General features: G+C 71.5%; 11 protein-coding genes. 1 reads left to right on the plus strand and 10 read right to left on the minus strand.

Annotation, left to right across the window (positions count from 1 at the left end):
- Positions 1–457: 457 nt before the first annotated feature.
- From HED23_RS30640 to HED23_RS30655, 4 genes are all read right to left on the minus strand, one after another.
- Positions 458–2,827 carry a HelD family protein gene (locus HED23_RS30640; RefSeq protein WP_203186575.1) on the minus strand — a complete coding sequence of 790 codons (2,370 nt, stop codon included), beginning with the start codon at positions 2,825–2,827 and terminating at the stop codon, positions 458–460.
- Positions 2,828–2,911: 84 nt separating this feature from the next.
- The gene (locus tag HED23_RS30645) at positions 2,912–3,787 is read right to left on the minus strand and encodes an anti-sigma factor family protein (RefSeq protein ID WP_203186576.1); all 876 of its coding nucleotides are present in this window, start codon (positions 3,785–3,787) and stop codon (positions 2,912–2,914) included.
- A complete protein-coding gene (locus HED23_RS30650) occupies positions 3,784–4,371 on the minus strand; it encodes a sigma-70 family RNA polymerase sigma factor (RefSeq protein ID WP_203186577.1) in 588 nt (195 codons plus the stop codon). The genes HED23_RS30645 and HED23_RS30650 overlap by 4 nt, the downstream gene beginning before the upstream one ends.
- Before the next feature lie 293 nt (positions 4,372–4,664).
- A complete protein-coding gene (locus HED23_RS30655) occupies positions 4,665–5,279 on the minus strand; it encodes a CGNR zinc finger domain-containing protein (RefSeq protein WP_203186578.1) in 615 nt (204 codons plus the stop codon).
- Positions 5,280–5,395: 116 nt separating this feature from the next.
- Here HED23_RS30655 and HED23_RS30660 point away from each other — a divergent pair, with 116 nt between their 5' ends.
- A complete protein-coding gene (locus HED23_RS30660; RefSeq protein WP_203186579.1) occupies positions 5,396–5,998 on the plus strand; it encodes a GNAT family N-acetyltransferase in 603 nt (200 codons plus the stop codon).
- Here the strand turns inward: HED23_RS30660 and HED23_RS30665 are convergent.
- The 6 genes from HED23_RS30665 to HED23_RS30690 form a co-directional block, all read right to left on the minus strand.
- Positions 5,931–6,494: a GNAT family N-acetyltransferase gene (locus HED23_RS30665; RefSeq protein ID WP_203186580.1), complete on the minus strand. Its 564-nt coding sequence runs from the start codon at positions 6,492–6,494 to the stop codon at positions 5,931–5,933. The two genes, HED23_RS30660 and HED23_RS30665, sit on opposite strands and share 68 nt — an antisense overlap.
- Before the next feature lie 20 nt (positions 6,495–6,514).
- A complete protein-coding gene (locus HED23_RS30670) occupies positions 6,515–7,660 on the minus strand; it encodes a uroporphyrinogen-III synthase (RefSeq protein ID WP_203186581.1) in 1,146 nt (381 codons plus the stop codon).
- A 130-nt stretch (positions 7,661–7,790) separates the two neighbouring features.
- Entirely contained in the window at positions 7,791–9,122 is a 1,332-nt protein-coding gene (locus HED23_RS30675) for a nitrate/nitrite transporter (protein WP_203186582.1), read from the minus strand.
- A gap of 294 nt (positions 9,123–9,416) precedes the next feature.
- Positions 9,417–10,859, minus strand: coding sequence for an acyltransferase family protein (locus HED23_RS30680; protein ID WP_238442175.1), 1,443 nt, complete (start codon positions 10,857–10,859; stop codon positions 9,417–9,419).
- Complete coding sequence (locus HED23_RS30685; protein WP_203186583.1) at positions 10,856–13,054, minus strand: glycosyltransferase; 2,199 nt, start codon at positions 13,052–13,054, stop codon at positions 10,856–10,858. The genes HED23_RS30680 and HED23_RS30685 overlap by 4 nt, the downstream gene beginning before the upstream one ends.
- On the minus strand, positions 13,055–13,705 hold the full coding sequence (locus HED23_RS30690) for a hypothetical protein (protein WP_203186584.1): 651 nt from the start codon (positions 13,703–13,705) through the stop codon (positions 13,055–13,057).
- Positions 13,706–13,744: the final 39 nt, after the last annotated feature.

Genomic DNA, 13,744 nt, shown 5'->3' on the forward strand with positions numbered 1-13,744 from the left:
CACACGGGACAGGCCCCGCACGTGCGTTCCGATCGTCGCACCTACCGACCGGTAGCAGGTAATGACTGCCACCTTTCGGAAAGTTTTTTCCACCATACGAGAAGTGGCCGTCCCGCGTAACCCCGGCAGGCTGTGAAAAGAGACGGGGGAAGCACGGGTCGAGCTCGGAGGGACCCGGAAAACAGAAACAGACCCGCGCCACCAGCAGGTGACGCGGGTCTGTCTTCTTGCAGCCAGGTGACACCGGCCCGCCATGCTCGCCTCGCGGCAAGTGGTCGCTCGTAGCGACGAAGGTTGGGCCCGGGGGCTTGGATCGAGCCGGTGCCGACACCAGGCTAACAAACACCCCGGAGAAGTGATTCCTGTGCGACGCGTTGACTCGGAAAAGTCCTGCCCGCGCGGACGGAAGTCCTGCCCGCCGCGGGCGCGGGCAGGCCCCTCCGCGGGCAGGCCCCTCTCAGTCCCTCAGGAGGTCCGGGACGCCGTCCTCGTCCGGCATGTCACGCTCCCCCGAGACCACGGTGAGCTGCTGCGTCGCACGGGTGAGTGCCACGTACAGCACCCGTAGCCCCGCGGGGGACTCGTCGGCGATCTCCGCCGGGGAGACCACCACGGTGGCGTCGTACTCCAGGCCCTTCGCCTCCAGGCTGCCCAGCGCCACGACCCGCTCGCCGAGCTCCTCCAGCCAGGCCCGGGCCTCGGCACGGCGGTTCATCGCGACGACCACGCCGACGGTGCCGTCCACCTCCGCGAGCAGCCTGCGGGCCTCCTCACGGACGGTCGAGGCCATGTCTCCGTCGCGCACCGTCTCGAAGCGGGGCTCGACGCCGGTCGAGCGGACCGCCGCCGGGGATTCCATCCCGGGCATGGCCAGCGCCAGCACCTTGGCCGCGAGCTCGGCGATCTCCGCCGGGTTGCGATAGTTCACGGTGAGGGTGAAGTGACGGCGCGGCCGGTTGCCGAGCGCCTCGTCACGGGCGGCGGACGCCTCGTCGGGGTCCGACCAGGACGACTGCGCGGCGTCCCCGACGATGGTCCAGGTGGCGTGCCGGCCGCGCCGGCCGACCATCCGCCACTGCATCGGCGTCAGGTCCTGCGCCTCGTCGACGATGACATGGGCGTACTCGGTGCGCTCCGCCGCCAGCCGCTCGGCCCGCTCGCGCTGCGTCTCCTCGCGCTGCGGCATGAGCTCCTCCAGCCCCGTGAGCTGGTCCAGCGGATCGGCCTCCCGCTTCCTCTTCGGACGGGCCGGTGTGCCCAGCAGGGTCTGCAGCTCGTCCAGGAGCGCCACGTCGTGGACGGAGAGCGGCCCCTTGCCGTCCTCGTCCAGCCGTCTCAGCGAACGGGCGAGGCGGCGCACCTCGCCCTGGTTGAGGATCCGGCGCGCCCATCTGTTCAGCCGCCGCTCGTCGGACATCGCGGCCAGCACCCGGCGAGGGGTGAGTTCCGGCCACCAGGCGTTCAGGAAGGTGAGGAACGGGGTCTCGGTGGACACGTCCTCGTCGAAGGAGGACCGCAGCTCCGCGACCAGCTCCGGGTCGGTGTAGCGGCCCCGGCCCGACGACTTGCTCCAGAGGGCGTCCAGGAGCAGTTTGCGGGCGCGCGGGCGCAACAGGTTGACCGGTGCCGTGCCGCCAAGGACGTTGTGCCGGATCCGGCGGAGCTCGTCCGCCTCCAGCTCGACGCGGGCACCGAAGGCCACCACCCTCAGGCGGGTGGGGGTGCCGGCCTCTGCCGGGGCCTCCCCGAACTCCAGCTGCCCCTCCTGGGCGGCCGGCCTGGGCGCGGGCTGCTCCAGCGCCCCGCGGGCGGCCTTGCGCAGCACGTGGAGCATCCGGGACGAACCCTTGATCCGGGCGACGGCGGGCTCGTCGTACGTGGTCGCCCCCTCCACCCCCGCGGCCTCGTCGGACAGCGACCCGACCGCGCGGATGGCGACCTGGCCCTCCTCGCCGAGCGAGGGCAGCACCCCTTCGGTGTACGCGACCAGGAGCGGGGTCGGCGAGACCACGAGGATGCCGCCCGCGTAGCGCCGCCGGTCCTGGTAGAGGAGGTACGCCGCCCGGTGCAGGGCCACCGCCGTCTTGCCGGTGCCGGGGCCGCCCGAGACCTCGGTGACGGATGCCGCGGGGGCGCGGATCACCAGGTCCTGCTCGGCCTGGATCGACGAGACGATGTCCCGCATCGTGTGGCTGCGGGCCTGGCCCAGGGCGGCCATCAGGGCACCGTCGCCGACGACGGGCAGCGCCTCGCCCTTCAGGGCCGCGGTCAGCTCCGGGCGCATCAGGTCGTCCTCGACCCCGAGGACCCTGCGGCCCTTGGAGCGGATGACCCGGCGCCGTACGACCCGTCCCGGGTCCTTCGGCGTCGAACGGTAGAACGGCGCGGCGGCCGGCGCCCGCCAGTCGATCACCAGCGGCGCGTAGTCGGAGTCGAGCACTCCTATGCGGCCGATGTGGAGGGTCTCCGCGATCTCGGCGGTGCTGTCCTCCCCCACGGCGTCGTCCGCCGCCTCCACCGACGTGAAGGCGCCGTCCGGGCCGCGCTCGCCGTCCTTGCCGCGCAGCAGGTCGATCCGTCCGAAGAGGAAGTCCTCGAACTCACTGTTCAGCCTGTTGAGATGGACTCCGGCACGGAAGACCTGCGCGTCCCGTTCGGCGAGTGCCCCGGGGGTGCCTACCTGGCCCCGTTTGCTGGCGTCCTGCATGAGAAATTCCGCCTCGTCGATCTTCTCTTCGAGACGGCGGTAGACCCGGTCCAGATGTTCTTGTTCGACACCGATCTCCCGGTCCCGCAACGAATCGACAGCGGCATCCTGCGCGGTCACCGAGGCCCCCTTCTGACGTGCATCGGGCAGCCGTCAACCGTACGCGAAAAAGGGCACCGAGCGCACCTGCCGCCCGGATTTCGATCACGCGTCGATCTCGACCAGCCGCTCGCCGTCGAAGGTGCGGACCTCGAAACGGTCGATGTCCCCGCGCGCCATGGCCGCGCCGCCGTGCACGTAGAGCGGGCGCCGGGCGCTCGCGTGGGAGGAATCCTCGATGCCGTATCCCCATTTCGGGACGGACCAGGAGGTGACGACCTCCTCGTCACCGTTCTTGGAGACGGCGATCAGGCTGCATTTCTGCGGTCCCCCGACGTTCTTCAGTTCCAGGACCGTGTGTGTGCCCCAGGCCTTCGGCTCCATGCCGACCGTGGCGTCGACCCGGGTGACGGGATCGGTGGCCCGCAGCTTCTCCGGCATGTGGTGGAAGAAGGCGTCCTCGGCGGGGCTCGTGGGATGCGGGCCGGCCGCCTCGGTCTGCCGCCCGGAGTCCTCGCCGGCCGTGGCGGTGACCGCGACCACCGGGCCGCCGATCACGAGGACGGCCGCCGCGGCGACCAGATACCGGGCACGCCGCCGCCGCTGGGACCGCTTCCGGGCCACCTCGTCGACCAGGCCGTCCAGCAGCCGGGGCCCGGGGCGCTCCGGTACGTGCGGGACCGGACGCGCGCCGGGGACGGCAGCCGGGGACTCCGCCAGCATCGCGAGCACGGACTCCATGCCCGCGAACTCGTCGAGGTGCGCGGCGCACGACGCGCAGCCGGCCAGATGGGCCTCGAAGGCCGTCGCCTCGGCGTCGCCGAGGATGCCCAGCGCGTAGGCTCCGGCGGCGTCGTGACCGGGGCCCTCGGCGGGAAACACGAACGGGTCCTCCGGCGCACCCGGAGGCACGGGCGGACCGGACGGATGCCGGGGACCGGACGGCCGGGGACCGAAGGGCTGCCACTCCTGGTCGCTCATGCCGTGATCCCCCTCTCCTCGAGTGCGAGCTTCATGGAACGCAGTGCGTAGAACACCCGGGACCGTACGGTCCCGCTGGGGACACCGAGGATCTCGGCCGCCTCGTCGACCGTACGGCCTCTGAAGTAGGTCTCGACCAATGCTTCCCGGTGGGCCGGGGTCAAATCGTCGAGTGCGTCCGAGAGCGTCATCAGCCACAGCGCCTTGTCGATCTCGTCCTCCGCGGGAATGACCTCCAGCGGCGACGGATCGACCTCACGCGGCCGGGCCTGCCGGCTGCGGTGGCCGTCGATGACGATGCGCCGTGCGACCGTCACCAGCCAGGGGCGGACGGAGCCGGTGGCCCGGTTGAGCGAACCGGCGTTCTTCCAGGCACGGATGAGCGTCTCCTGCACCACGTCCTCGGCCCGCTGACGGTCACCCGCGACGAGACGCAGGACGTAGGCGAGCAGCGGGCCGGCGTGTTCGCGGTACAGCGCCCGCATCAGCTCCTCGTCGGGGACGGCGGAGGCCGGGCGGGGCGGTGCACTGCGATGTCGAGCCCTGTGCGGACGGTCATCGGCCACGGCCGCATCCTTGCGCACCCGAACCTCCCGGTCGAGACCCTGTCGAGCTCTGTGGCCATCGGTACGGAAGCGGGCGCCGGTTCATTCAGAACGCGTGCAACTTTCCTTCGTGAACGACGATTTGGGACCGTCGGCGACGCACCGGGTCCACAGCGTCACGACAGGCCGGGTCACTGCTCACGACTCACCGCGGACCGCGACACGACTCACCGCTGACCGCGACACAGCGACACCGCGTCACGACGTCACGACGTCACGGCTCACGGCTCACGGCTCACGGCTCACGGCTCACGGCGACACCGCAGGGTGCGTCACGACGTCACGACAGGCTCCGACACGGCGTCAGCCTTCGCGCGGCGCCGGTGCCGCGCCACCCGCTCCCGGTTGCCGCAGACCTCGCTGGAGCACCAGCGGCGCCGCCGCCCCCGGGACGTGTCCAGGTAGAGCCGCCGGCAGGCATCGCCCTCGCACCGCCGCAGCCCCGCCCGCGCCACCGGGTCCGTCAGCAGGTCCACGGCGTCCCGGGCCACCGCGGCGAGCAGCGCCCCGCACGCCGGGTCCGCGCTCAGCGCCCGTACGAGCGCCCCGCCCTGGCCCCGTACGGCCCGCAGACCCGGCGGGGCGCCCGCAGCCAGCGCGTTGACGCCTTCCAGCGCGTTGTCGGCGTTCCCGCCGGTGAGTTGGGCCGACATCAGCCGGTCGACGCCCGCGCGCAACTGCCGGAAGCGCGTCACCCAGGTCTCGTCCACGGCTTCCAGCGGAGTCCCGCGCGGGACCAGCCGCGAGGCCACCAGCCACTCGGCGAGACGTGCGGGGCAGCCGAGCTGCTCGCACCCTCCGGCGGCCGCGGGACCTGTGGCCACGAGGTCCAGACAGACGCGACCGGATTCGAACCGCCGACCGGACGCGCCGGTTCCCGCCGCCATGAGCCTGTCACCGCCTCGGGGGTCACCTGTGAGGGGAGGGTCACCACCAGAGTGCCCGCATCCGGCCCGGCCCGGTAGCCCTCCTGCCGGCCCGGCCCTCGCCGTACCGTCTACGCATGAACAACCAGACGGTCACGCTGACGGCCGGTCCCCTGCTCCTGCGCCCTTGGCGGCACGACGACATACCGGCGCTGCTCGCGGCGTACGACGACCCGGCGATGCGGCGCTGGCTGCGCACACAGGTCCCCGACGCCGGGGAGGCGGAACGCTGGATGACGGTCCAGGACGAGGGGTGGGCGTCCGGCCGCCGGTTCAGCTTCGCCGTGACCGACACGGCCAGGGAGGGGGAGCTCGTCGGCAATCTCGCGCTGAACCGCGTTCCTGGCGCCGGGAGCGCCGAGGCCGGCTACTGGACGGCGGCGTCCGCGCGCGGCCGTGGCGTGGCGCCGCGGGCTCTCGGGGCGCTCACCGACTGGGCGTTCGCCACGTTCGCCGAGGACGGCCTCCGGCGCATTGACCTGCTCCATGAGATGGGCAACGAGGCGTCCTGCCGGGTCGCGGAGAAGGCCGGTTTCACGCCGGCCGAGTTCGTCCCCGCCCAGCCGCTCCGATATCCGCTGGGCGGCCACAGGCACTCCCGGCAGGCACCGCTCAGCGCTGCGGCGGACCGTCGTGCAGGATGCGCTGGAACATCCGGTGGTCCTGCCACGCACCGTTGATGTGGAGATAGCGCGGTGCCGTGCCGTAGAGCTCGAAGCCGCACTTGGCCAGCACCCGCTGCGAGGCCGCGTTGTCCACGACCGTCCCGGCCTCGATCCGGTGCAGTCCGAGCGCGTCCCGGGCCAGCTCGCAGACCCGGGTGACGGCCGCCGTGGCCAGGCCACGGCCCGCCAGGTCGACGTCGATCCAGTAGCCGAGCCGGGCGTTGCGGAACGGCCCGCGCTCGATGGAGGCGAGCGTCATCGCCCCGACGACGCGGTCATCGTCGTCGGCCAGCGCCCAGGGCATGACACGCCCCGCCTCCCGGTCGGCCAGCAGCCCGGTCAGCCGCTGGACCTGGCCTTCCGGGGTGTAGAACGCCTCGGGGCGCACGGGCTCCCAGCGCCGCATGTACGCGCGACTGCGGGTCATGGTCCCGGCGAAGGACTCCGCGTCGGCGAGAGTCACAGGCCTCAGCCGGACCCCGTCGGTCAGGGCATGGGTGTCGTTGATCATCCCCGCACCGTAGCGGCCGGTCAGGAACCGTCGTACTTGGTGTCCGCCGAGGGGTCCAGGGCCAGCCGGTAGCCCCGCTTGACGACCGTCTGGATCAGCCGCGGCACTCCGAGCGCCGTACGCAGCCGGGCCATCGCCGTCTCCACCGCGTGCTCGTCGGTGCCGCTGCCGGGCAGCGCCCGGAGGAGGTCGGCCCGGGAGACCACCCAGCCCGGCTTGCGGGCCAGCGTGTGCAGCAGGGCCATGCCCGCCGGGGGCACCGGGCGCAGGGCGCCGTCGACCAGCACCGCGTGGCCGCGGATCTCGACCGTGTGGCCGGCGACGGGGAGCGTACGGGCCCGGGACGGCAGCTGTGCGCAGAGCACCTGGACGAGCGGGCCCAGCCGGAAGCGTTCCGGCTGGACGGTGTCGATGCCCTTGGCCTGCAGCGGCAGCGCCGTGACCGGACCGACGCAGGCGGTGACGACGTCGTGGCTCAGGGCGTCCAGCACCTCGGGAAGCATTCCGCGTGCCTCCGCCCGGTTCAGGTACGAGGCGACGGCGGGGGCGCTGGTGAAGGTGAGGGCGTCCAGCCCACGGGCGACGGTGACGTCGAGCATGCGGTCGAGCGGGGCGATGTCCTCCGGGGGCATCCACCGGTAGACGGGTACGCCGACGACTTCGGCGCCCGCCGCCCGGAGCGACTCGACGAAGCCGGGCAGGGGCTCGCCGTGCAGCTGGAGGGCGATCCGGCGGCCCGAGACCCCCTCCCCCAGCAGCCGGTCCAGGACCTCGGCCATCGACTCCGACTGGGGCGACCACGACTCGGTGAGCCCGGCCGCCCGGATGGCCCCCTTGACCTTGGGGCCGCGTGCCAGCAGCTCTATACCGCGCAGCAGTTCGAGGAGACCGTCGCCGATTCCCCAGCCGTCGGCGGCCTCCACCCAGCCCCGGAAGCCGATGGCGGTGGTCGCGATCACGACATCGGGCGCGTTGTCGATCAGCTCCTTGGTGGCGGCCAGGAGCTCGCTGTCGTCCGCGAGCGGCACGATCCGCAGCGCGGGCGCGTGCAGGACCGCGGCCCCCCTGCGCGTGAGGAGAGTGCCGAGCTCCTCGGCGCGACGGGCTGCGGTCACCCCGACCGTGAAGCCCGCCAGGGGCCCGTGCTGTGCGTCGTCGTCGTGCATGGCGTGATACCCGGCTCTCGTCCCGCTGGTGCTCGATGATGCGGAGGACCGAGACTGTCAACCCTGCGTGACAGTCTCGGTTCCCCCGTATTTCCCGCCCGTTACGTCGTGCGACGCGCTGTGGCCATCCTCACACCTCGGCATAGCTGAGCTGGGGCTTCGCTGCCACCGCTTCCGTACGCCGAAGGTATACCGCCCACGTGAGGGTGAAGCAGACGGCGTAGAAGCCGAGGAAACACCAGAAGGCGGCCGTCCCGGTGCCCGAGGTCGCGAAGGACTGACGGAACGCCAGGTTGATCGCGAGGCCGCCCAGCGCCCCGATCGCCCCGATGAGCCCCATGGCCGCGCCGGAGAGCCGCCGCCCGTACGCCGCGGCCTCCTCGCCGCGCAGGCCCCTGCCGAGCGCCTGCGCGTGGAAGATGCCCGGGATCATCTTGAAGGTGGAGCCGTTGCCCAGTCCCGTCAGCACGAAGAGCGCGATGAAGCCGACGAGGAACACCGTCAGGGACTCGATGGCGGAGGCGTAGACGACGACACCGGTCGCCGCGGCCATGGCTGCGAAGTTCCACAGGGTGATCCGGGCGCCGCCGTACCGGTCTGCCAGCAAGCCGCCCGCGGGCCTGATCACGGAGCCGAGCAGCGGGCCGATGAAGGTGAGTGAGGCGGCCTGCAGGGGGGTCCGGCCGAACTGGGTCTGCAGGACGAGTCCGAAGGCGAAGCTGTAGCCGATGAACGAGCCGAAGGTGCCGATGTAGAGCACCGCCATGATCCAGGTGTGCGGCTCGCGCGCGGCCTGGAGCGCCGCCCCGGTGTCGTTCTGGACGGGACGGAGGTTGTCCATCTTGAGGGCGGCGCCCAGCGCGGCGACGACGATCAGCGGTACGTACACCCCGAGCACGATCCGCGGGTGCGCGGCTCCGGCCGTGCTGATCACCAGCAGGCCGATGAGCTGCACGACCGGTACGCCGATGTTGCCGCCGCCCGCGTTGAGGCCGAGCGCCCAGCCCTTCTTGCGCAGCGGGAAGAAGGCGTTGATGTTGGTCATCGACGAGGCGAAGTTCCCGCCTCCGATTCCGGTGAGCGCGGCGACGACGAGGAACGTGGTGTACGAGGTGCCGGGCTCCATCACCCAGAAGGCGGCGCCCGTCGGCACCAGGAGGGACAGCGCGCTGAAGATGGTCCAGTTGCGCCCGCCGAACACCGCGACGGCGAAGGTGTACGGCACCCTGACGACGGCGCCGACCAGGGTGGCCGTGGAGATCAGGAAGAACTTGCCGGCGGGGTCGATGCCGTACTCCGGCCCCATGAACAGGACCATGACGGACCACAGGGACCAGATGGAGAACCCGATGTGCTCGGAGAGCACGGAGAACCACAGGTTCCTCCGGGCGGTCTTCTCGCCCGTCTCGCGCCAGAAGGTCTCGTCCTCCGGCTCCCACTGCTCGATCCAACGACCGGCCATCACGCGCCTCCACAGGGGTCGGGGTGTTGTCCTGCCGACGCTAGGGAGTCCGCGTTTCGGTGCGGTGCCGTGAGGTGACCGGTGCGCAACCTTGCTCTCACTCGGGCACGGGGGGTGCGGTGAGCAGGGCCTCCACGGTGCGGTGAGCAGGGCCTCCACGGCGCTGTGGGCGGGGGCCTCCGCGGTGCGGTGAGCAGGGCCTCCGCGGTGCGGTGAGCAGGGCCTCCACGGCGCTGTGGGCGGGGCGCCCCGGGGGGTGTGGTGAGCAGGGCCCGCCGCACCCCCCTCGGCCGGTCAGGCCCCGCGCGTCCGGCCCGCCCCGTTCGGCCACAGGCGCGGCCGGCGCTTGGCGGCCACGTCCTCGACCCAGCCGAACGCCAGGATCGCGAGCCCTATGAGCGGCCAGATCGCGATCAGGATCAACACCTCGTACGACTGTTCGATATATGTATCGAACGTGTCGCCGAACCACGGGACGGACCAGAGCTGGTCCACGAGGTGCGCGGCGGCCATCAGCAGCAGGTTGTGCCAGAGATAGATCGTCACGGCCCTGTTGTTGGCCAGCGTGACCAGGCTGTCCCACCCTGCGAGCCTGCCGGGGAGCTTCTGCCAGGAGGGGGCGTAGACCAGCAGGATCGCGCAGAAGCCGAGGGACCAGGTGGCCTGGGCGAGCGGGATCTCGTCCAGGTTCCAGCCCTCCTCGGTGAGGTGCCCGGACGCCCACCACAGGCCGAAGCCCATGACGATCGCGGCGGACGACACCGCCAGATAGCGCGGGATCTCCTTCAGCAGCCCGTCGTTGTGGGCGAATCCCAGAATCCAGCAGGACCCGAACACGGCGAAGTCGACGAGCCCCTCGCCGAAGGTACCGGGGACCGTCACGAGGCCGGTGCCGATCACGGCGGTGAGGCCGATCGGAGCGAGCAGCGTGACCCACGGCAGCCTGCGGAACGCCTTGAGCAGCAGGGGCGAGGCGAGCACGAACCAGAGGTAGGCCCGGATGTACCAGAGCGGCCCCGCCGCCTGGTCCGCCCAGCTCAGCTCCAGCCATCCGCCGGTCGAGCCGCTCTCCTCGGGGAAGGGGGGCGAGCCGAGCGGGAAGAGATAGCTGCCGAGCTTGATGAACCACCACAGCCCCTCCTCCCGGACGGGCTTCCAGCTCAGCGCGAACATCACCGGCACGATGATCAGCGAGAACGCCCACATCGGGGGAAGCAGCCTGCGCAGCCGGCTGCGGATCACGCTCCCCGCAGGCCGGGCCAGCGAGCGGGCCATCAGCGAACCGGCCAGGGCGAACATCACACCCATGGACGGGAAGAGGACCGTCAGCCAGGCCCAGCCGAACAGGTGGAAGACGACGACGCGGACGAGGGCCACGGCCCTGAGCAGGTCGAGGTAGCGGTCCCGCCCGGGCTTGGCGCGGGACGCGGGGGTCTCGGCGGCGGCCCCCTGTTCCGGGGACGCCGCAGGGGCGGACACGGTGGAGGCCGGGGCTCGCTCCGGATACACCGTCGGGGCCGGGGCTCGCTCCGGATACACCGTCGGGGCCGGGGCTCGCTCGGGATACGCCGTCGGGGCCGGGGCGTGTGGGGCGGGCGGCGGAGCGGTGTACGCGGCGCCGGCGTGCGCCGGGTGGCCGCCGCCCTGCTGCGAGGGCGTCCAGGCCGCGTCGGAGGACGGCCAGGCGCCGTCGTCGTATCCGGGGCCGTCCTGCCGGGGCCGGTCGGGGTAGGTCATGCCACCGGCCTCCGGTCCTTGCCCGCGTCCTTGCGACGGTTCGGTGTGCCGCCCGGAGCCTCCACCACGCCCGTACGGCGCAGCTTCTGCCAGCGCAGCCGGCCGCCGGTGAGAGCGGTGATCCAGGACTGGAGCAGGACGACGTACATCAGCTGCCGGTAGAGGATCTGCTGGAGCGGCAGGGAGATCAGGTGGGTCATGCGCTCCCGGTCGAGCCGGAAGGCGTAGGCGGCACAGACGGCCTGCACCAGCAGGACGCCGAACCAGGCCGCGACCGTCTTCCCCGTCGGGCCGAAGACCAGTCCGTACAGCAGGAAGACGTCGATGAGGGGCGCCAGCAACGGGGCGACGACCATGAACAGGGAGACGAACGGCAGGCCCACCCGTCCGAAGCGGCCCGACGGCCCCCGCTCGATGACCGCGCGGCGGTGCTTCCAGATGGCCTGCATGGTGCCGTACGACCACCGGTAGCGCTGCGACCACAGCTGCTGCACGGACTCGGGGGCCTCGGTCCAGGCCCTGGCGTTCTCCGCGTAGACGACGCGCCAGCCGTCGCGGTGCAGCGCCATCGTGACGTCGGTGTCCTCGGCGAGGGTGTCCTCGCTCATGCCGCCGATCCGGTCCAGCCCGTCACGGCGGAAGGCTCCGACCGCCCCGGGGATGGTGGGCATGCAGCCCAGGAGGTCGTACATCCTGCGGTCGAGGTTGAAGCCCATCACGTACTCGATGTGCTGCCAGGCACCGATCAGCGAGTCGCGGTTGCCGACCTTCGCGTTGCCCGCGACCGCTCCGACCCGGGGGTCCGCGAACGGCTGCACGAGCTCGCGCACCGTGGAGGGTTCGAAGACCGTGTCGCCGTCCATCATCACGACGATGTCGTAACGGGCGTTCGCGATGCCGTTGTTGAGGGCGGCGGGCTTGCCGGCGTTGCGCTGGCGAACGACCCGGACGTTCGGGATCCACATCGCTTCGACGAGATCGGCCGTTCCGTCCGTCGAGCCGTCGTCGATGACGATGACCTCGATCGGGTAGTCGCTCGCCACCAGCGACCGCACGGTGGCCTCGATGCACTCGCGCTCGTTGTAGGCGGGAACGAGGACCGACACCGGGCGGGTGAACGGCTCGCCCCAGCTGAAGTTCCTGCGGCGCACCTTCCTCGCGTGCAGGAAGGAGAGCAGCAGCATCAGCCCGAAGCGGACCATCACCAGGACACCGATGACCGCGAGGCCGACCACCAGGACGCCGGTGACGTTCTCGGAGATCTCCACCGCCCCTATGAAGGCCTTGCCCTTCCAGAGCGCGAACCCGGTGACCGGGGTGTGCGCGCTGGGGGCGCCGAGGGCGGTGGTCAGGTTGGTGAAGTCGTAGCCCCGCTCCTGCATCTGCGGCAGGAACTTCCCCAGGGCGGCCACGGTCTGGGACCGGTCGCCGCCGGAGTCGTGCATCAGGATGATGGCGCCCTCGCCGTGCTCGGGGGTGGCGCGCTCGATGATCGCGTCCACGCCGGGGCGCTTCCAGTCCTCACTGTCGGTGTTGTTCACGACGGTGAGGTAGCCACGGCTGCCGATGTACTGCGTGACCGGCCAGGACTTGTTGTCCATGGCGTCGGAGAACGAGGAGTACGGAGGCCGGAACAGGGACGTACGGATATCGGCGGCGCCCGCGAGCACCAGCTGGTTCTGGGAGAGCTCCCAGTCGATGCGGCTGGTGGACTGGAAGGAGAGGTCGGGGTGGTTGAAGGTGTGCAGCCCGATCTCGTGCCCCTCGTCGACCATCCGCTTCACGAGGTCCGGATAGCGCGAGGCCATCGTGCCGGTGACGAAGAAGACGCCGCGCGCGTGATGCTTCTTGAGCTCGTCCAGGACCCGCGGGGTCCAGACCGGGTCGGGGCCGTCGTCGAAAGTGAGGACGATCTTGTGATCGGGTATGCGGAGCGTCTCGGCAGGCACGCCCGCCCTGCGGGCGTCGATCACCGGACCGCCTTCGAGCACCTCGTCCGGCACCTGGGTGGTGGGAGCCGGGGCCTGGATCCGGTGGTCGGCGAGAATCTCGCTGTGCACGTATCCGCGCAGCATGAGCATGGCGAGCAGGGCCACAAGGAGGAGCGACGGAAGCAGATAGCGCATGGGAAGTCTGCGCCTGACGGTCCGCTTCTTCTTCCGGTTGTGCCTGCCCCGCGAAACGGGGGTTGTCATTTACTGAGCGCCTTCTTGTGGTTGCACCGGTGACTCCGAGGGGTCCGGGGACGTCGGCGGACTCTCTTCGGCGGGCGGATCGGGCGTGACCGACGGGGACGGCTCACCCGTCGGCTGCTCGGAGACGGAGTCGTCCGGAGCGGGGGACGAAGAGGTGGTGCCCCGGGGAGGCTCGCTGGAGGCGGAGGCCGAGGCGCTCGCGCCGGGCTCGGCCCGGCGGGATGCCCCGGCGCCCTCCGACGGGGAGACCGTGGCGTCGCCGGGGGCCGGGGCCGAGGCGCTGGGCGTGACCCCGGGGCTTTCGGACACGACGCCGCCGCTCGGGGCGGGCCGTACCTCGACCTCTTCCGCGCGCTTCTCGTTCTGCCCCGAGAGCGGCAGCCAGGGGGCGGAGGAGTTCCCGCCGAGCACGGCGACGACGAGCGTCACCGCGTACACGGCACAGATCGCGGCGAGGACCCAGCCCACCCGCCGGTACGTCTTGCTGCGGCGGCCGCTCTCGTCGACGAACACCGGACCGTCGGAGGGGGCCGGAGGGCTGGGTTCAACAGATAGTTCGGAGAGCTGACGGCCCAGTCCGTCCAGTTGGACGGTGACGTCGTTCGGCTCATGCGTGTGCCCGGTACGGGTACCTTCGCGCCAATTTTCCACAGGTGTTCGCACTTCCCCCACTCAATGAAACAGATGCGC

It is taken from the genome of Streptomyces pratensis (assembly GCF_016804005.1).
Classification (GTDB): Bacteria; Actinomycetota; Actinomycetes; order Streptomycetales; family Streptomycetaceae; genus Streptomyces; species Streptomyces pratensis_A.

What these genes read in the sequence shown, in the direction of transcription:
- HED23_RS30660 (WP_203186579.1), top strand. Translation starts at nt 5,396, where the DNA reads ATGAACAACCAGACGGTCACGCTGACGGCCGGTCCCCTGCTCCTGCGC.
- HED23_RS30675 (WP_203186582.1), bottom strand. Translation starts at nt 9,122, where the DNA reads ATGGCCGGTCGTTGGATCGAGCAGTGGGAGCCGGAGGACGAGACCTTC.
- HED23_RS30670 (WP_203186581.1), bottom strand. Translation starts at nt 7,660, where the DNA reads ATGCACGACGACGACGCACAGCACGGGCCCCTGGCGGGCTTCACGGTC.
- HED23_RS30685 (WP_203186583.1), bottom strand. Translation starts at nt 13,054, where the DNA reads ATGACAACCCCCGTTTCGCGGGGCAGGCACAACCGGAAGAAGAAGCGG.
- HED23_RS30655 (WP_203186578.1), bottom strand. Translation starts at nt 5,279, where the DNA reads ATGGCGGCGGGAACCGGCGCGTCCGGTCGGCGGTTCGAATCCGGTCGC.
- HED23_RS30680 (WP_238442175.1), bottom strand. Translation starts at nt 10,859, where the DNA reads ATGACCTACCCCGACCGGCCCCGGCAGGACGGCCCCGGATACGACGAC.
- HED23_RS30645 (WP_203186576.1), bottom strand. Translation starts at nt 3,787, where the DNA reads ATGAGCGACCAGGAGTGGCAGCCCTTCGGTCCCCGGCCGTCCGGTCCC.
- HED23_RS30665 (WP_203186580.1), bottom strand. Translation starts at nt 6,494, where the DNA reads ATGATCAACGACACCCATGCCCTGACCGACGGGGTCCGGCTGAGGCCT.